The sequence below is a fragment of the Enterobacter sp. Crenshaw genome (genome assembly GCF_024734705.1).
Taxonomy (GTDB): domain Bacteria; phylum Pseudomonadota; class Gammaproteobacteria; order Enterobacterales; family Enterobacteriaceae; genus Enterobacter; species Enterobacter asburiae_B.
This window is the reverse complement of record NZ_CP102932.1, coordinates 2,770,895-2,787,823: the sequence shown is the minus strand read 5'-3', so window position 1 is coordinate 2,787,823 and position 16,929 is coordinate 2,770,895. Positions and strand designations below refer to the sequence as shown.

General features: G+C 53.2%; 18 protein-coding genes, 1 pseudogene and 1 riboswitch. Of the genes and pseudogenes, 12 read left to right on the top strand and 7 right to left on the bottom strand.

The features are described from left to right. The first annotated feature begins 81 nt into the window (after positions 1-81). The 4 genes from NWV12_RS13360 (at position 82) to htpX (ending at position 4,505) form a co-directional block, all read left to right on the top strand. The gene (locus NWV12_RS13360; RefSeq protein ID WP_013096117.1) at positions 82-579 is read left to right on the top strand and encodes a GAF domain-containing protein; all 498 of its coding nucleotides are present in this window, start codon (positions 82-84) and stop codon (positions 577-579) included. 96 nt (positions 580-675) lie between these two features. Continuing rightward, positions 676-1,362, top strand: a complete 687-nt coding sequence (gene proQ, locus NWV12_RS13355) for an RNA chaperone ProQ (RefSeq protein ID WP_023336085.1) — start codon at positions 676-678, stop codon at positions 1,360-1,362. A gap of 19 nt (positions 1,363-1,381) precedes the next feature. Then, positions 1,382-3,430: a carboxy terminal-processing peptidase gene (gene prc / locus NWV12_RS13350; protein WP_029741991.1), complete on the top strand. Its 2,049-nt coding sequence runs from the start codon at positions 1,382-1,384 to the stop codon at positions 3,428-3,430. 193 nt (positions 3,431-3,623) lie between these two features. Next, positions 3,624-4,505 (top strand): protease HtpX, encoded by an 882-nt coding sequence (gene htpX, locus NWV12_RS13345; protein WP_014884290.1) that lies wholly within the window; start codon positions 3,624-3,626, stop codon positions 4,503-4,505. 50 nt (positions 4,506-4,555) lie between these two features. Here the strand turns inward: htpX and NWV12_RS13340 are convergent, their stop codons facing one another. Further along, positions 4,556-5,929, bottom strand: coding sequence for an MFS transporter (locus NWV12_RS13340; protein WP_048979900.1), 1,374 nt, complete (start codon positions 5,927-5,929; stop codon positions 4,556-4,558). 179 nt (positions 5,930-6,108) lie between these two features. Between NWV12_RS13340 and kdgR the strand changes: the two genes are divergently transcribed. After that, a complete protein-coding gene (gene kdgR, locus NWV12_RS13335; protein ID WP_023312208.1) occupies positions 6,109-6,900 on the top strand; it encodes a DNA-binding transcriptional regulator KdgR in 792 nt (263 codons plus the stop codon). Positions 6,901-6,968: 68 nt separating this feature from the next. Here kdgR and NWV12_RS13330 read toward each other — a convergent pair whose 3' ends face one another. Then, a complete protein-coding gene (locus NWV12_RS13330) occupies positions 6,969-7,208 on the bottom strand; it encodes a YobH family protein (RefSeq protein ID WP_033145832.1) in 240 nt (79 codons plus the stop codon). A 162-nt stretch (positions 7,209-7,370) separates the two neighbouring features. Here NWV12_RS13330 and mgrB point away from each other — a divergent pair, with 162 nt between their 5' ends. The 7 genes and pseudogenes from mgrB (at position 7,371) to rlmA (ending at position 12,602) form a co-directional block, all read left to right on the top strand. Continuing rightward, on the top strand, positions 7,371-7,514 hold the full coding sequence (gene mgrB / locus NWV12_RS13325) for a PhoP/PhoQ regulator MgrB (protein ID WP_006175995.1): 144 nt from the start codon (positions 7,371-7,373) through the stop codon (positions 7,512-7,514). 74 nt (positions 7,515-7,588) lie between these two features. Next, complete coding sequence (locus tag NWV12_RS13320) at positions 7,589-7,879, top strand: YebO family protein (protein WP_048979899.1); 291 nt, start codon at positions 7,589-7,591, stop codon at positions 7,877-7,879. A 21-nt stretch (positions 7,880-7,900) separates the two neighbouring features. Then, positions 7,901-8,890: an MBL fold hydrolase gene (locus NWV12_RS13315; RefSeq protein ID WP_048979897.1), complete on the top strand. Its 990-nt coding sequence runs from the start codon at positions 7,901-7,903 to the stop codon at positions 8,888-8,890. A 525-nt stretch (positions 8,891-9,415) separates the two neighbouring features. Continuing rightward, a pseudogene (locus NWV12_RS13310) lies at positions 9,416-9,560 on the top strand (DUF2627 domain-containing protein). A 13-nt stretch (positions 9,561-9,573) separates the two neighbouring features. Continuing rightward, on the top strand, positions 9,574-9,783 hold the full coding sequence (gene cspE, locus NWV12_RS13305; RefSeq protein WP_001062678.1) for a transcription antiterminator/RNA stability regulator CspE: 210 nt from the start codon (positions 9,574-9,576) through the stop codon (positions 9,781-9,783). Between the two features lie 231 nt (positions 9,784-10,014). Then, positions 10,015-11,721 (top strand): peptidoglycan glycosyltransferase FtsI, encoded by a 1,707-nt coding sequence (gene ftsI, locus NWV12_RS13300; protein WP_075204799.1) that lies wholly within the window; start codon positions 10,015-10,017, stop codon positions 11,719-11,721. Positions 11,722-11,786: 65 nt separating this feature from the next. Then, positions 11,787-12,602: a 23S rRNA (guanine(745)-N(1))-methyltransferase gene (rlmA, locus tag NWV12_RS13295; protein WP_048979894.1), complete on the top strand. Its 816-nt coding sequence runs from the start codon at positions 11,787-11,789 to the stop codon at positions 12,600-12,602. Here rlmA and mntP read toward each other — a convergent pair. From mntP to manX, 5 genes are all read right to left on the bottom strand, one after another. Next, complete coding sequence (gene mntP / locus NWV12_RS13290) at positions 12,599-13,165, bottom strand: manganese efflux pump MntP (RefSeq protein ID WP_029741998.1); 567 nt, start codon at positions 13,163-13,165, stop codon at positions 12,599-12,601. The genes rlmA and mntP overlap by 4 nt on opposite strands. A 10-nt stretch (positions 13,166-13,175) precedes the next feature. Then, positions 13,176-13,365, bottom strand: a riboswitch (yybP-ykoY riboswitch). 198 nt (positions 13,366-13,563) lie between these two features. After that, positions 13,564-14,022: a DUF986 family protein gene (locus NWV12_RS13285; RefSeq protein WP_045887985.1), complete on the bottom strand. Its 459-nt coding sequence runs from the start codon at positions 14,020-14,022 to the stop codon at positions 13,564-13,566. Between the two features lie 54 nt (positions 14,023-14,076). Further along, positions 14,077-14,928 (bottom strand): PTS mannose transporter subunit IID, encoded by an 852-nt coding sequence (locus NWV12_RS13280; protein WP_006810994.1) that lies wholly within the window; start codon positions 14,926-14,928, stop codon positions 14,077-14,079. A gap of 12 nt (positions 14,929-14,940) precedes the next feature. After that, the gene (gene manY, locus NWV12_RS13275; RefSeq protein ID WP_008500490.1) at positions 14,941-15,741 is read right to left on the bottom strand and encodes a PTS mannose transporter subunit IIC; all 801 of its coding nucleotides are present in this window, start codon (positions 15,739-15,741) and stop codon (positions 14,941-14,943) included. A 46-nt stretch (positions 15,742-15,787) separates the two neighbouring features. Next, positions 15,788-16,753: a PTS mannose transporter subunit IIAB gene (gene manX / locus NWV12_RS13270; protein ID WP_032658500.1), complete on the bottom strand. Its 966-nt coding sequence runs from the start codon at positions 16,751-16,753 to the stop codon at positions 15,788-15,790. Positions 16,754-16,929: the final 176 nt, after the last annotated feature.

Below are 16,929 nucleotides of genomic sequence, written 5' to 3'. Positions count from 1 at the left end.
TTCATCTTGAGCATGAGCGCATTTAATGCTTATTTTAATAGGCTATGCGGTAAATTTGTAAGACAACTAAGTGATTGAATAATGAACAAAACAGAATTCTACGCGGATCTGAACCGCGATTTTAAGGCATTGATGGCGGGTGAGACCAGCTTCTTAGCCACTCTGGCAAATACTAGCGCATTGCTGTTTGAACGTCTCTCTGACGTGAACTGGGCCGGCTTTTACCTCCTGGAAGGTGAAACGCTGGTGCTCGGCCCGTTCCAGGGCAAACTGGCCTGCGTGCGTATTCCGGTAGGGCGTGGCGTATGCGGCACGGCAGTGGCCGAAAATCAGGTCCAGCGTGTGGAAGACGTTCATGCGTTTGACGGGCACATTGCCTGTGATGCCGCCAGTAATTCTGAAATCGTTCTGCCGCTGGTAGTCAAAAATCAGATTATTGGCGTTCTGGATATCGACAGTACGGTCTTCAGTCGCTTTACAATCGAGGACGAACAGGGGCTGCGCGAGCTGGTGGCGAATCTGGAAAACGTACTCGCTGCAACCGATTATCAAAAATTCTTTGCGAGCGTCGCAGGATAATCAACGGATAACGTAGCATTTACTGATAGCGTCATTATAATGACGCCTGTTCATGCCTGCGCTTGTTGGCAACGTCCGTTGTAATCAGGAAATTTCATGGAAAATCAACCTAAGTTGAATAGCAGTAAAGAAGTTATCGCATTTCTGGCCGAGCGTTTCCCGCAGTGCTTCAGCGCGGAAGGTGAAGCTCGTCCCCTGAAAGTCGGTATTTTTCAGGATCTGGTGGCGCGTGTTGAAGGGGAAATGAACCTCAGCAAAACTCAGCTGCGTTCCGCCTTACGTCTTTATACTTCGAGCTGGCGCTACCTGTACGGTATCAAAGCTGGCGCGACCCGCGTGGATCTCGACGGCAACCCGTGTGGTGAGCTGGACGAGCAGCACGTTGAGCACGCGCGTAAGCAGCTTGAAGAAGCCAAAGCACGCGTTCAGGCACAACGTGCAGAACAGCAGGCGAAAAAACGCGAAGCCGCAGCGGCAAACGGCCAGGAAGAAGCGCCTCGTCGTGAGCGTAAACCACGCCCTGCGCCGCGCCGTCACGATAATAACGATCGCAAACCGCGTGCAGACAAACCAGCAGCAAAAGCCCCGCGTGCCCCTCGTGAAGAGCCGCGCCATACGCCGGTTTCTGACATTAACGCCCTGAGCGTAGGTCAGGCGCTGAAGGTAAAAGCGGGTAACAATGCTATGGACGCCACCGTACTGGAAATCACCAAAGATGGCGTTCGTGTACAGCTGACTTCTGGTATGTCAATGATTGTACGCGCAGAACACTTGTTGTTCTGAAACGGAGGCCAAGCCTGGCATGAACACTTTTTTTAAGCTCACCGCGCTGGCGGGCCTGTTTGCCATAACAGGTCACGCTTTTGCAGTGGACGATATTACGCGTGTTGATCAAATTCCGGTTCTCAAGGAAGAGACGCAGCACGCGACGGTGAGCGAGCGCGTGACCTCACGTTTTACCCGCTCGCACTATCGTCAGTTCGATCTCGATCAGGCCTTTTCGGCCAAAATCTTTGACCGCTATCTGAACTTGCTGGATTACAGCCATAACGTTTTGCTCGCCAGCGATGTCGAGCAGTTCGCTAAGCGCAAATCCGAGGTGGGTGACGAGTTGCGTTCTGGCAAGCTGGATCTGTTCTACGATCTCTACAACCTGTCGCAAAAGCGCCGCTTTGAACGCTATCAGTACGCGCTGAAAGTGCTGGAACGTCCGATGGACTTCACCGGTACTGACACCTTTAATCTGGATCGCAGTAAAGCACCCTGGCCGAAAGATGAAGCCGAGTTGAATGCGCTGTGGGACGGTAAAGTTAAATACGACGAACTGAGTCTTAAGCTGACCGGCAAAGACGAAAAAGAGATCCGTGACACGCTGACGCGTCGTTACAAATTCGCCATTCGTCGTCTGGCGCAGACCAACAGTGAGGATGTTTTCTCACTCGCGATGACCGCCTTTGCGCACGAAATCGATCCGCACACCAACTATCTCTCTCCACGCAACACCGAACAGTTCAATACCGAGATGAGCCTGTCTCTGGAAGGTATCGGCGCGGTGCTGCAGATGGATGATGATTACACGGTGATCAATTCCATGGTCGCGGGTGGCCCGGCATCCAAAAGCAAAGCGATTAGCGTAGGCGATCGCATTGTGGGTGTAGGACAAACAGGCCAGAACATGGTCGACGTCATCGGCTGGCGTCTCGATGACGTGGTTGCGCTGATCAAAGGTCCGAAAGGCAGCAAGGTTCGTCTGGAAATTCTGCCTGCCGGTAAAGGCACCAAAACCCGTATCGTTACCCTGACCCGCGAGCGTATCCGTCTGGAAGACCGCGCGGTGAAAATGTCGGTGAAAACCGTGGGTAAAGAGAAGGTGGGTGTTCTGGATATTCCTGGCTTCTACGTGGGCCTGACTGACGATGTGAAGGTTCAGCTGCAGAAGCTTGAAAAGCAGAACGTCAGCAGCATTATCATCGACCTGCGCAGTAACGGCGGCGGGGCGCTGACGGAAGCGGTTTCACTCTCCGGTCTGTTCATTCCATCTGGTCCGGTGGTTCAGGTGCGCGATAACAACGGTAAAGTGCGTGAAGATGCCGACAACGACGGTGTGGTCTACTACAAAGGCCCGCTGGTGGTCCTGGTTGACCGCTTCAGTGCTTCCGCGTCTGAAATCTTTGCCGCTGCAATGCAGGACTATGGCCGCGCGCTGATCGTCGGTGAGCCAACCTTCGGGAAAGGCACCGTTCAGCAGTATCGCTCTCTGAATCGTATTTACGATCAGATGCTGCGTCCGGAATGGCCTGCGCTGGGCTCGGTTCAGTACACCATTCAGAAATTCTACCGCGTGAACGGCGGCAGTACGCAGCGTAAGGGCGTAACGCCGGACATCATGATGCCGACAGGCACGGAAGAGACCGAAACCGGCGAGAAGTTTGAAGATAACGCCTTGCCGTGGGACAGCATCAATGCCGCGACCTACGTGAAAGCGGGTGATATGACGCAATTTGGCCCTGAACTGCTGAAAGCGCATAACGACCGCATCGCGAAAGATCCGGAGTTCCAGTACATCATGAAGGACATTGCACGATTCAATGCCCTGAAAGATAAGCGTAATATCGTTTCTCTGAACTACGCACAGCGTGAGAAAGAGAACAACGAAGACGATGCAACCCGCTTGGCGCGTATCAACGATCGCTTCAAGCGCGAAGGCAAGCCTCTGCTCAAGAAACTGGACGATCTGCCAAAAGATTACCAGGAGCCGGATCCGTATCTGGACGAGACTGTGCATATCGCTCTCGACCTGGCGAATCAGGAAAAAGAGAAACCTGCCGTACAGCCCGCTCCGGCAAAATAACCTCCCAACAGGCACAAGAAATTGTGCCTGTTTCTTTTTGTTCTTCATCCTTCCGTCAGCCAGATTTCCAATTGTGTAAAGTTGTGTCTTTCTGGTGACTTACGCCCGCTGGATGCTTGAAAATAGCCGCAATACCCATACGATGTGGGTAATCGCATAGTGCGTTTTGTTAAACTGAGGTAAAAAGAAAATTATGATGCGAATCGCGCTCTTCCTGCTCACCAACCTGGCGGTCATGGTGGTTTTCGGGCTCGTGCTAAGCCTGACAGGAATTCAGTCGAGCAGCGTTCAGGGTCTGTTGATTATGGCGCTGCTGTTTGGTTTTGGTGGCTCGTTCATCTCCCTGCTGATGTCGAAGTGGATGGCACTGAAATCGGTGGGTGGTGAGGTTATTGAACAGCCGCGTAACGATATGGAACAGTGGCTGATGAATACGGTGGCTCAGCAATCCCGTCAGGCCGGGATCGCCATGCCGCAGGTGGCGATTTACCATGCCCCGGACATCAACGCTTTCGCGACGGGCGCCCGTCGCGATGCGTCACTGGTTGCCGTCAGCACCGGATTGCTGCAGAACATGAGCCGTGACGAAGCCGAAGCGGTTATTGCCCACGAAATCAGCCATATCGCCAACGGTGACATGGTGACCATGACCCTGATTCAGGGCGTGGTGAACACCTTTGTGATCTTCATCTCCCGTATTCTGGCGCAGATCGCGGCAGGCTTTATGGGCGGCAACCGTGACGAAGGTGAAGAGAGCAACGGCAACCCGCTGATCTACTTCGCCGTTTCGATGGTTCTGGAACTGGTATTCGGTATTCTGGCCAGCATCATCACCATGTGGTTCTCCCGCCACCGTGAATTCCACGCGGATGCCGGCTCGGCGAAGCTGGTTGGTCGTGAGAAGATGATTGCCGCGCTGCAGCGTCTGAAAACCAGCTACGAGCCGCAGGAAGCGAACAGCATGATGGCCTTCTGCATTAACGGTAAATCCAAATCGCTCAGCGAGCTGTTTATGTCTCACCCGCCGCTGGATAAACGTATCGAAGCGCTGCGCAGTGGGGAATACCTGAAGTAACGCTAAGAACCCTAATAAGCCGGGCAGGAGAACACTCCGCCCGGCTTTTTTTATGCCTGAACTTTGGGCTGGGTCACCCGCAGGCCGCTGACGACCGCCGCGAGGGAAGCAAGGGCTCCCGCGGTGAGAAGCGCAACGTGGTTGCCGTTTTGTCCGACGAGGTTAAACATCAGGGCGACCAGCGCTGCGCCGCTGCTTTGTCCCAGAAGGCGCGCGGTCCCCAGCATGCCGCTGGCACCACCGCTGCGATGGCGCGGCGCGGAGGTGATAATGGTGTGATTGTTAGGGGACTGGAACAGGCCAAACCCTGCGCCGCACAGGATCATGCGCCAGATGATGTCCAGATCGGTTGGCGAGGACGGTAGCAGAGCCAGCGCGAAAAGGCCTGTCGCCATCACCGCAAGCCCCAATGCTCCCAGTAAACCGGCATGGACGCGTTCAATTAAGTAACCTGCCAGCGGAGCCATCACCATGGTCGCCAGCGGCCAGGGGGTTAACAGCAGGCCGGTCTCCACTTCTGAACGGCCGACCACGCTCTGCAGAAAGAAGGGCAGAGAAACCAGGGCCAGCATTTGGGCGCAGAACGAGCAGACTGACGTGCAAATAGAGAGGGAAAAGAGGGGAATACGCAGCAGATCGACCGGCAGCAAAGGCACGGGGAGAGTGAGCTGGCGGCGAACAAAGAAGAAGCCGATCGCCAGCAGGGCGATGAGCTCCGCGCCGGTAAGCATCAGGGACTGTCCCTGCGCAAAGCCGCTCAGCGCCGTAATCAGCAGGCCAAAGGTCAGGGCATTCATCACCGCACTCGCCACATCGAAGCGCGGCATGGTGCTTTTGGGACCGTTAGCGGGAAGAAAGCGCAGGGCAAAGAAGATGGCGACAATGCCCAGCGGCACGTTAATAGCAAACAGCCATTGCCATGACGCAACGGAAAGGATCGCCGCCGCTATGGTTGGCCCGGCGGCGGAAGAGACGGCGACAATAAACGAGTTTATCCCCATGCCTCGCCCCAGATGACGCTGCGGGTAAATTAAGCGGATCAACGCCGTGTTTACGCTCATGAGCGCCGCGCCGCCAAAACCCTGCGCAATGCGGGCAAGCGTCAGGGTATGCAGTGAATCTGAAAGGGCGCATAGCAAGGACGTGAAGGTGAAAACCACCAGACCGCACTGATACACCCGACGGTAACCGAACATATCGCCCAGGAAAGAGAACGAGAGCAGGGAAACCACAATCGCAATCTGATAGGCGTTAACGATCCATATCGAACTGGCGGGAGAGGCATGCAGGTCGCTGGCGATGGTTGGCAGGGCAACGTTCGCGATTGCGCCGTCAAGGACGGCTATTGAGATACCAATAATGATGGTCGCTATAGCGCCATACCGCTGGGGTAAAGGCAGGCCATCGGAAAGGGTCTTTTCCATTAGGATTAAAAAAGCTCAGCGTGAAATTATTCTCAGGGTAACTATTTTAGCATTGTTACAGCCGCGATATGTCGCAGATTTGTAACGAAGTAAACGCGGATTGATTGCAGGTGACATGACGGGAACTTATAATAAAAACCGGTTCTGATTTTTATAAAACACTCTCTATGAGGTGGTAAATGGCTATTGCGGATTTGGATAAACAGCCAGATTCTGTTTCTTCCGTGCTGAAGGTTTTTGGCATCTTACAGGCGCTGGGGGAAGAGCGTGAAATAGGTATTACAGAGTTGTCGCAGCGCGTGATGATGTCTAAAAGCACCGTATATCGCTTTTTGCAAACCATGAAGTCGCTGGGCTACGTAGCCCAGGAAGGTGAATCTGAAAAATACTCTCTGACGCTGAAGCTGTTTGAGCTGGGCGCCCGTGCGCTACAAAATGTTGACCTGATCCGCAGCGCTGATATCCAGATGCGTGAGATCTCTCGCCTGACCAAAGAGACCATCCATCTCGGCGCGCTGGATGAAGACAGCATTGTTTACATCCATAAAATCGACTCCATGTACAATCTGCGCATGTATTCGCGCATTGGTCGTCGCAACCCGCTCTACAGTACCGCGATTGGTAAGGTTCTGCTGGCGTGGCGCGATCGTGAAGAAGTGAAGCAGATCCTCGAAGGCGTGGAATACAAGCAAAGTACTTCCCGAACCATTACCAGCACGGACGCGCTGTTAACGGTGCTCGATCGCGTACGCGAACAGGGCTATGGCGAAGATAACGAAGAGCAGGAAGAGGGGCTTCGCTGCATCGGCGTTCCGGTATTTGACCGCTTTGGGGTTGTGATCGCGGGCTTGAGTATCTCCTTCCCGACCTTACGCTTCTCCGAAGAGCGCCTGCATGAATATGTGGCTATTCTGCACACTGCCGCACGTAAGATTTCTGAACAGATGGGTTACCACGACTACCCGTTTTAACCTCTGCTCGTATAAAAAAAACGCCGCTCTGTTGCGGCGTTTTTTTTGCCAGACATTTCACCGGCCGATTAGCCATTATCAATCACGACGGATGTCTTACGCAGGACCGGACAGTGGGTCAAGCCAACGATCCCGCTGTCCGTATGAAGATACTGCGCAGTGCTCACGCCCTGTGCTGTTAAATATTTACATTGAATCCCTAACCCGGCTGCGTTCTCGGTGCTTCCCACGAGCACACCGTAACCTGTGAGCAGAAGGCCAATCCAGACGATGGCCAGCGCAATAATTGTTCGAATGATGAAGCGCATCATTAACCTCTTTTGTCGTTGTTATCATAAAGCTAGCGTAAACGGTTTACACGATGAAACAAGTGCAGGATTCTGAAAAAAAGCGCGATGGCGGTACAGTTAGTCCTTGTTTAAGATAAGCGTGATAACCTCGTTACATCAGGTTTTTAGACGGAGTGTGGAGTGAAAAAAATACGCTGGGTAATTCTGATTATCGTGCTGATAGCGTGCGTGGTGTTATGGACGCAGACGATCAATGTGATGTGCGATCAGGATGTACAGTTTTTTAGCGGCGTTTGCGCAATCAATAAGTTTATTCCGTGGTAATACGCATTTTTTCTCAAGGTGATTTCCTTCCTTCGCGCCAGTGGTAAAATAGACGTTTTTATTGAGGTGGTGAAATGGGTGAGTTACTGAATTCAGGGCTGCTGAATATGGCATCCCTGTTGATTTCTTTGGTTGTTCTGCTTGTGGGCCTGGTCATCTGGTTTTTCGTGAACCGCGCCAGTTCCCGTACTAACGAGCAGATTGAACTGCTGGAAGCGCTGCTCGATCAGCAAAAACGTCAGAATGCGCTGCTGCGCCGTCTGTGTGAGGCTAACGAACCGGAAGAGAAAGACGCGCCGAAAGACGCGGTCGCTGAAGATAACAAAGACGAAGACGACTTTATCCGCCTGGTGGCTGAGCGTTAATCTTTTGTCCGGGAGGTGGCTGTGGTCTGGAAAAATCCCTGGTATGACCCCTCCCTGAAACATCACACTCCGAACGGTTTTCGTAATACCGATCCTGTCGGACATCAACCCGGCGACCTTGACCGTTGGCGCAAAGCGCGTAAAGAGGCCGGTTTACCGAAGCCACCCGCGCTGGGTTATGAAGACTTTATCCAACAGTGGTGGCAACCGGTTGAGCTTACGCAACCTCATGAAGATGGGGTATGGTGGCTGGGACACGCCAGCGTGATGCTGCAGCTGGACGGCAATATCATCCTTACTGATCCGGTTTTTTCACGGCGCGCTTCTCCACTCCCTTTCCTGGGACCACAGCGCAAAACGCCTCCCGCTCTGTCAGTCGATCAACTCCATCAGCTTGATGCGGTCGTCATCTCCCATAATCATTACGATCATCTTGATGACGCGACCATTCGCCGTATTCTCAAACGCTTCCCCGAGGTCAGTTTTTTTGTTCCGCTGGGCCTGGCCGCCTGGTTTCGCCGCCGGGGGGGAAAACGCGTGGTTGAGCTCGACTGGTGGCAGAGCTTCACCTGGCAGGGGATGACGCTAACCGCCGTACCGGCACAGCACTGGAGTATGCGCACGCCATGGAACCGCAATCGCTCATTATGGTGCGGCTGGGTTATGGAAGGTCGACATCATCGTTTCTGGTTCAGCGGAGATACGGGGTATTCGCCTGAACTGCTATTGATACCTGAACGCCTTGGCCATATCGATGCTGCCGCGTTACCAATAGGTGCCTATGCTCCACGATGGTTCATGGCTGTCCATCATATGGATCCGCAATCTGCGGTGGCATTGTGGCAGCAGCTGGGCTGCCCTCTGGCGTTTCCCATTCACTGGGGCGTGTTTGAACTGGCAGATGAAGCCCTTGATGAACCTGTGCGGGAGTTAACTGACGCGCTAGATAATTTAGCACCAGTTAATCATTCTTTCAGGATACTGAAAGTTGGTGAATATTTATCCTTATAAACGAAGCGATAACGTAGTGCATATATTCTGTCTGTAAACGCGTTCAGGAATGTTTTATTTTTATCGAAACGTTTTGCTTGCCTTCTTTTGATGCAGAGTCATAAAAATTTCATTATTTTGGTGCATAACACTGTTTATTAGTTGGTGCATTTTAATACAGGTCGGCGCGGGTTATTAACAGTGTTTTTTCTCTGAAACAATTTGGTCGCGTTACAATGATTTAAGCATAAGTTTTCACAAATTGTTCTAACTCAATCAGGACGTAAGATTTCTTTTCCCGTTTGCTGGACGCTTCGTAATCATTGAGCTATGTTAAAAAAGTCTTAGATTACAGCGCTTGTGAAAGCAACGCTGGGTCTTTGTTACGCAGCAGAGCTGTCTGTAAGTGATGCGCATAATTGTGCAAAACCTGACAGGCACTGTTCGAATTTGTGCGGCGGATCGAGACATGTTTAAAAATGGCTTGCCATATTAAACATAGTGTGTGATAACACGTTTTGGGTCAAACGAGGTACAGTTCTGTTTATGTGTGGCATTTTCAGTAAAGAAGTCCTGAGTAAACACGTTGTCGTTGAATACCGCTTCTCTGCCGAACCTTATATTAGTGCCTCATGCAGTAATGTCTCAGTTTTATCTCAGTTAATGCCTGCGGGCTAAGAAAACACTCTAAGGAATTTTGCAAAATGGCAAAGATTAAAGGTCAAGTTAAGTGGTTCAACGAGTCTAAAGGTTTTGGTTTCATTACTCCTGCTGACGGCAGCAAAGACGTGTTCGTACACTTCTCTGCAATCCAGGGTAACGGCTTCAAAACTCTGGCTGAAGGCCAGAACGTTGAGTTCGAAATTCAGGATGGCCAGAAAGGCCCAGCTGCAGTTAACGTAACTGCTATCTGATCGAACCGCTGCTGACTGAAGCGCTTAGCACTTCAATCTCAGACATAAAGCCTCGCATAACGCGGGGCTTTTTTATGTTCCTTATCTTTCAAAATATTACCATTCGCGGTCTTGTTAGTAACTTGTTGCAAAGCTGCGAGGTTAGTAGCACTGTTTTGCCACCTTAACCCCATCTTTTCCCGTTAAATCAGGGCGTTGTTTAACAGTCCTGGGGTTCAGGTGAAGAAGAAAATGATAACGACCGCTGGCAATTTCACGCCGGCGCGTTTTGTGCTGCTCTGTTTAGCTATTTTTTGTAGTCTGGCTTTTTTGCTGGGCCGCGTTGCCTGGCTGCAAATCATCAAGCCTGACAACCTGGTGAAGCAGGAAGATATGCGATCCCTCCGCCAGCTGGCGATTGATGCGCCGCGGGGCATGATAATGGATCGTGAAGGTCGCCCCCTGGCGGTGAGCGTGCCCGTCCGGGCCGTCTGGGCCGACCCTAAAACGGTGCTGGCAAAAGGGGGCGTTGGCATTGACGAACGCTGGCAGGCGTTGGCAAATGCGCTGCATCTCTCCCTGGGCACACTTTCGGCGCGAATCAACGCCAACCCGCAGGGGCGTTTTATTTATCTTGCCCGTCAGGTCGATCCTGCTCAGGCGAAGTGGATCGATAAGCTGAATCTGCCCGGCATCAATTTACGCGATGAATCCCGCCGTTTTTATCCTGCCGGCCATGTGGCAGCGAACCTGATTGGCTTCACCAATATTGACGGGCAGGGCATTGAAGGCGTGGAAAAAAGCTTTAACGCGCAGCTGACCGGCAAGCCGGGTGTGCGGCAGGTAAGGGAAGACCGATACGGTCGCGTGGTTGAAAACCTGACGGAAGTGGCGCCTGCACCGGCGCATAACATCCAGTTAAGTATCGACGAGCGGCTGCAAACCATCACCGAAGATGCGCTCGATAATGCCGTGGCCTGGAACAAGGCCGAGTCTGGTGCATCGGTGCTAATTAATATCCCAACCGGGGAAATACTCGCCATGGCGAGCTATCCGGATTTCAACCCCAATAATCGGGAAGGCGCGACGATAAACGATTTCCGCAATCGCGCCATCAGCGATACGTTCGAGCCCGGTTCGACGGTCAAGCCGCTGGTGCTGATGACGGCCCTGCAGCAGGGCCTGGTCCAGCCGGACAGCGTGATTGACACTCACCCGTATACCCTTGACAGGCATCGTATCCGCGACGTGGGCTATTATCCTGAACTGACGATGACCGGGATCCTGCAAAAATCGAGCGACACCGGCGTGTCACGACTCTCCCTGGCAATGCCTGTCCAGCATCTTATTGATACCTATCGCAACTTTGGATTTGGCACGAATACGGGGCTTGGCTTAACGGGCGAGAGCGCGGGGCTGTTGCCAAATCGTAAATACTGGAGCCAGCTCGATCGTGCGACCTTTGCCTTCGGCTACGGGCTGATGGTGACGCCGCTCCAGCTGGCGCACGTCTACGCCACGATCGGCGGCTTCGGGCTTGAGCGACCTCTCTCGATTACGCGTATCGATCCACCCGTTATCGGGCACCGCGTCATGCCGGAAGAGATCGCGCACGAAGTGGAGCACATGATGGAGAGCGTTGCGCTGCCCGGCGGCGGGGGCGTTAAGGCCGCCGTTCGCGATTACCGGGTGGCGGTGAAAACCGGTACGGCGAAGAAAATTGACGACAGCGGGAAGTACGTCGATAAATACGTTGCGTATACGGCCGGCGTTGCGCCCGCCAGCGATCCGCGCTTTGCCCTGGTGGTGGTGATTAACGATCCGCAAAATGGTGCCTATTACGGCGGTGCCGTTTCCGCACCTGTCTTCAGCGAGATTATGGGCAACGTGCTGCGTCTGGAGAATGTGAAACCTGACGGGTTACCGGCGGGTTCCGATCACCTTATCGTTATGCGTTAACCGGGCGTTTATAACCAGGGCGAATAGCGGTACACTTCGCCCTTTGATTATGCTCCGGAGTCACCATGTCCTTCAGCTGTCCTCTTTGCCACGCCCCCCTGATGCATTCAGATAAAAGCTATACCTGTCCGCAGGGGCATCAGTTTGATATGGCAAAAGAAGGCTACGTGAATCTTCTGCCGGTGCAGCATAAGCGCTCCCGCGATCCAGGCGACAGTGCAGAGATGATGCAGGCGCGTCGTGCGTTTCTGGATGTCGGGCACTATCTGCCGCTGCGGGAGACTGTCGCGCAGATGCTGAATGACATCCTGCCGGGTTCAGCCACCGCCATGCTCGATATCGGCTGCGGGGAAGGGTACTACACCGCACGCTTTGCCCAGATCGCACGTGAGAAGGGCGCGTTGACATTCGGTCTGGACGTGTCGAAAGTGGCCATTCGCGCGGCGGCAAAGCGTTACGCTGACGTGACGTTCTGCGTGGCATCCAGCCACCGGCTGCCGTTTGACGATGCCAGCATGGATGCGGTTATCCGCATTTACGCGCCCTGCAAGGCGGAAGAGCTGTCTCGCGTGGTGAAACCGGGCGGATGGGTAGTCACCGTAACGCCGGGCCCGCGTCATCTGATGGAGCTGAAAGGGCTGATCTACGACGAAGTGCGTCTGCATGCCCCTCATTCTGAACAGCTGTCCGGTTTTACCCTTAAGCAGGAGCAAACCGTGGCGTATGAAATGACGCTGAAAGGCGAAGAGGCCACCGCGCTGCTGCAGATGACGCCGTTCGCATGGCGGGCAAAACCGGAAGTATGGGAAGCGCTAGCTACACACTCTACATTTGACTGCCAGACGGATTTCAGTATCCACGTCTGGCAGCGCGAAGATTAACCTGCGAAGTGTGCCCAGAGGATCTGGGCACCAATGCCAATCAGCACAATTCCACCCAGGATCTCGGCGCGTTTACCCAGCAGCGGGCCGATAAACCGTCCAACCATCATGCCCAGCGTGGACATAATCAGCGTTGCGCAGCCGATGGCCAGCGCGGTGGCGATAATATTGACCTGCAGGAATGCCAGACCGACACCGACGGCCATCGCATCAAGGCTGGTGGCAATCGCCGTGGTGACCAGCAGCCAGAACCCGTGACGGTGCTGCGGCTCTTCGTCTTCATCATCACCGCCGCGAAAACCTTCTATCACCATTCGGCCACCGAGAAACACCAGCAGTACGAAGGCAATCCAGTGGTTCCACTCCAGCACGAACTGGCTGGCGAGCATGCCAAGACCCCAGCCGATAAGCGGCGTCAGCGTTTCGATAGCGCCAAAAATGAGGCCGGTACGCAGGGCTTCTGAGAACTTAGGTTTGTGGAGCGTGGCGCCTTTTCCGATGGAAGCCGCAAAAGCGTCCATGGACATGCCAAAAGCGAGGAGGATCGTAGCGGAGATATTCATAACAGCGTCCAGACCGGGGATATCCATATGACACATCACTGCCCCCAGTGAACAGCAGTTGATGTATCTATGGTCTCGCCTGATCGCACCGCACATAAGATGTGCTGTCAGCGATCCGTACGCGCCACGTTTTTCAACGAGTATGTTGACACGTACATTTCCTGCGAGCAGGAAATCGGCTACTCCCCAACGACGGGCGCAACCTTAACATATTTTGAGAATATAAAACAACAATGGAGAAGCATTATTTAAAATACTTGTTGATAACGATTTTCATTTGTCTTTAAGCGTGAAATTATCGTTAAAAAATAGAGAGCAAATTAACGAAAAGGATATAGCTTAGGCTATATTTCTTGCACAAGATAAACACAGAATATAGCCATTGCTATATATTCAAATCATTGAGTTTTAAGAAGTAAGTTGTATATTTTTTCCAAGTCGTCAATATTCTTCACCCGAATAAGCAGGCGGCGTTGTTCTAATTGCATCACCAGCACACCGTCTTCGGATAAATTCATCTCTTTAATACGGTTATATTCTATCCACACATTGGCGAAGAAAAATCCGCGGGATTTAAAAATGATTTTCGGCGTGCGGATCCAGAACAGATAAACCGCCATTAATGCCAGCGCACATAATAACCATGTGGTTAATATTGCACCATGGCTAGTGACGTTATTGTAAATAAGAATAATGATGAGACCTGCGAAGATAAACGCATCCACGCGCCCGCGTCGCAGAAGGGGAAGGGAGAGCAGCGTCTCGCCGTGGCGGCGTGGCATGATGAACTCGTCATAGATCGCGTAAGCCAGAAGGGCAGCAATAAATAAAACCAGTACGATGTCCGTGACAGTCATTCATCCTCCAGATAAAAAAACCGGGGGCAAGCCCCCGGCCTATAGCATTGAAACTTACAGACCCAGCAGGCCGACAGCGTAGCCCGCGATACCGATGACGAAGAAGCCAACGATAATCCACAGCGGGTTCACTTTCTTACGCAGCAGCCACATGCAGGCGAAGGTCAACAGCAGCGGTACCAGGCCCGGCATCAGCTGGTCCAGAATCGTCTGCACGGTGGTGACGCGCGTCTGACCATCCTGACCGGTGATGGTCGATACCACCAGCGGGATGTTCACGTGCGTCCACTTGTTAACCAGCGCCCCCATGACAAACAGGCCGAGGATTGACGCCCCCTCAGTCAGTTTCTGCAGGAAGCCGCCGCCCATGTCCTTAACGATGTCCACCCCTTTACGGTAGCCGTAGGCCACACCGTAGTAACGGGTCAGCAGGCGCACGGCGTTGAACAGGATGAAGAACAGCAGCGGGCCAAGCAGGCTGCCGCTCATCGCGATACCGGCACCCAGCGCCGCGAAGACCGGACGCACGGTACCCCAGAAGATTGGGTCACCGACACCGGCCAGCGGACCCATCAGGCCGACTTTGATACCGTTGATAGCACCGTCGTCAATCTCTGCGCCGTTCGCACGCTGTTCTTCCATCGCCAGCGTTACGCCCAGAACCGGAGCCGCTACGTAAGGATGGGTGTTAAAGAATTCCAGGTGACGCTTGATCGCCTGACGGCGTGCTTCGTTGTTTTCCGGGTACAGGCGCTTGATCGCCGGCACCATGGAGAAGCAGAAGCCCAGCGCCTGCATACGTTCGAAGTTCCATGAACCCTGAAACAGGTTAGAACGGATGAACACGCCACGAATATCACCCGGAGTGAGTTTTTTCTCGGTGGTAGTTTTTGTCATATCAACCATTTCGCTCACCTGCTAGTCCAGTTCGTTATCGAGATCGTTGTTACCAGCAGCCTGCGCTGGGGCACCCGCGACGCGGTTATATTTCGGGCTGAGCTGGATGTAGAGAATCGCCATTACCGCACCAATCACACCCAGTGCAACCAGGTTGAAGTTGGTGAAGGCAGCGGTCACGAAGCCGAGGTAGAAGAACGGCATCAGATAGCCTGCGCGCATCATGTTGATGACCATCGCATAACCGACGACCACGATCATGCCGCCCGCGATGTTCAGACCGCCGGTGACCACTTCTGGAATGGCGTTCAGCATGCTCTGCACTTCACTGGTACCAACAGAGATCGCCACGATAACCGCCGGGATCGCGATACGCATCGCCTGCAGGAACAGGGATGAAACGTGGATCCACGACAGTGCCGTGAGGTTGCCGTTTTCGGCCGCCTTATCCGCCGCGTGCTGGAAGGCAACGGTGATAGTACGAACGATGATGGTCAGAACCTGGCCTGCTGCAGCCAGCGGTATCGCCAGGGCGATACCGGCACCAATACTCTGGTGACCAGCAATAACCAGAACGGTCGAAATGATAGAGGCCAGCGCCGCATCGGGCGCAACCGCCGCGCCGATGTTCATCCAGCCCAGGGCGATCATTTCCAGGGTACCACCGATGATGATACCGGTTTTCATGTCACCCAGAACGGCCCCAATCAGCGTACAGGCCACCAGAGGGCGGTGGAACTGAAATTCATCAAGTACGGATTCCATACCCGCAATACATGCGACGACGAACACCAGCACAATCTGAAGAGTGGTAATCTCCATTGCACTTCTCCTATTACATAAGCTTTATATGAGAACCGGCGCGGGCTTATTTCCCAACTTTGCCGATCAAATCCATCATTTTCAGTTTTTGATCCGTAGAAACCTTACGGGCTTCCAGTTCAATACCGCGCGCATTCAGCTTGTTGAATGCCTCGATATCTTTCGCATCGACTGAAATGGCGTTGTTGACCTGCGTTTTGCCCTGACGGAATGCCATACCACCAATGTTCACGGAGGTGATTTTCACGCCGCCTTCAACAATGCGCTCAACGTCTGTCGGGTTAGTGAACAGGAGCATCACGCGTTCACCCGCGTATTTCGGGTTGTTGTAAACGCGGATCATCTTGGCGACATCCACGACGTGCGCGGTAACGCCAGGAGGAGCAACCTGAGTCAGAAGGGTTTTACGAACGGTATCGGCGGCAACTTCGTCGCTGACCACGATAATGCGTCGAACGTTGGTCTCTTTGGTCCAGCGCGTGGCCACCTGGCCGTGGATTAAGCGGTCATCAATACGCGCAAGGCCAATGACCATGTAATCGTTCGGACCCATCGGTTTTGCCGGTGCTGCCGCTTTTGGTGCCGCTGCAGGTGCAGGGGCAGGTTTTTCAACCGGCTGCGCCTTCAGAGCTTTTACCCCTTCGCGACCGGTTTCAACGGCCAGCGCCACCAGCTCATCGAACGCCGGATTGTCGTCGCGAGCCATGAAGGTTTCCACCAGCATGGGAATATTCACCCCGGCGACTACTTCATAGTGCTCTTTATCGACGACAATGCGGCTGGCGGCATTGAACGGGCTGCCGCCCCATGTATCAACGAGAAACAGCACGCCTTTGCTGGTATCCAGCTTTGCGAGTTGAGCGTTGTACTTCTCTATCAGCGTCTCGGCGTTTTCACCGGGAACGAAATCGATCCAGCCGACGTTTTCCTGCTCGCCCAACAGCATCTCTGCCGTTTTGAGTAGCTGCTCAGCAGCCCAACCATGTGTGCCTATGACAATAGCAATGGTCACTTGCTACCTCCTTTTATTATCATTAATACGTCTGCCAGGCAGTCGTACTGAGAATCGTATTGGCGAACCGAATCGATTCAGATAAGGGTTAGAGTTCAAAAAAACTAAGACTTCCGCGAATTATTTTAGATAGTGAAAAAATAATTTATGTGATGAAGATCCGTAATTTAGCCACG

Coding starts and splice junctions, on each gene's coding strand:
- NWV12_RS13360 (WP_013096117.1), top strand. CDS start 82: ATGAACAAAACAGAATTCTACGCGGATCTGAACCGCGATTTTAAGGCA.
- proQ (WP_023336085.1), top strand. CDS start 676: ATGGAAAATCAACCTAAGTTGAATAGCAGTAAAGAAGTTATCGCATTT.
- prc (WP_029741991.1), top strand. CDS start 1,382: ATGAACACTTTTTTTAAGCTCACCGCGCTGGCGGGCCTGTTTGCCATA.
- htpX (WP_014884290.1), top strand. CDS start 3,624: ATGATGCGAATCGCGCTCTTCCTGCTCACCAACCTGGCGGTCATGGTG.
- NWV12_RS13340 (WP_048979900.1), bottom strand. CDS start 5,929: ATGGAAAAGACCCTTTCCGATGGCCTGCCTTTACCCCAGCGGTATGGC.
- kdgR (WP_023312208.1), top strand. CDS start 6,109: ATGGCTATTGCGGATTTGGATAAACAGCCAGATTCTGTTTCTTCCGTG.
- NWV12_RS13330 (WP_033145832.1), bottom strand. CDS start 7,208: ATGCGCTTCATCATTCGAACAATTATTGCGCTGGCCATCGTCTGGATT.
- NWV12_RS13320 (WP_048979899.1), top strand. CDS start 7,589: ATGGGTGAGTTACTGAATTCAGGGCTGCTGAATATGGCATCCCTGTTG.
- cspE (WP_001062678.1), top strand. CDS start 9,574: ATGGCAAAGATTAAAGGTCAAGTTAAGTGGTTCAACGAGTCTAAAGGT.
- ftsI (WP_075204799.1), top strand. CDS start 10,015: ATGATAACGACCGCTGGCAATTTCACGCCGGCGCGTTTTGTGCTGCTC.
- rlmA (WP_048979894.1), top strand. CDS start 11,787: ATGTCCTTCAGCTGTCCTCTTTGCCACGCCCCCCTGATGCATTCAGAT.
- mntP (WP_029741998.1), bottom strand. CDS start 13,165: ATGAATATCTCCGCTACGATCCTCCTCGCTTTTGGCATGTCCATGGAC.
- NWV12_RS13285 (WP_045887985.1), bottom strand. CDS start 14,022: ATGACTGTCACGGACATCGTACTGGTTTTATTTATTGCTGCCCTTCTG.
- NWV12_RS13280 (WP_006810994.1), bottom strand. CDS start 14,928: ATGGTTGATATGACAAAAACTACCACCGAGAAAAAACTCACTCCGGGT.
- manY (WP_008500490.1), bottom strand. CDS start 15,741: ATGGAGATTACCACTCTTCAGATTGTGCTGGTGTTCGTCGTCGCATGT.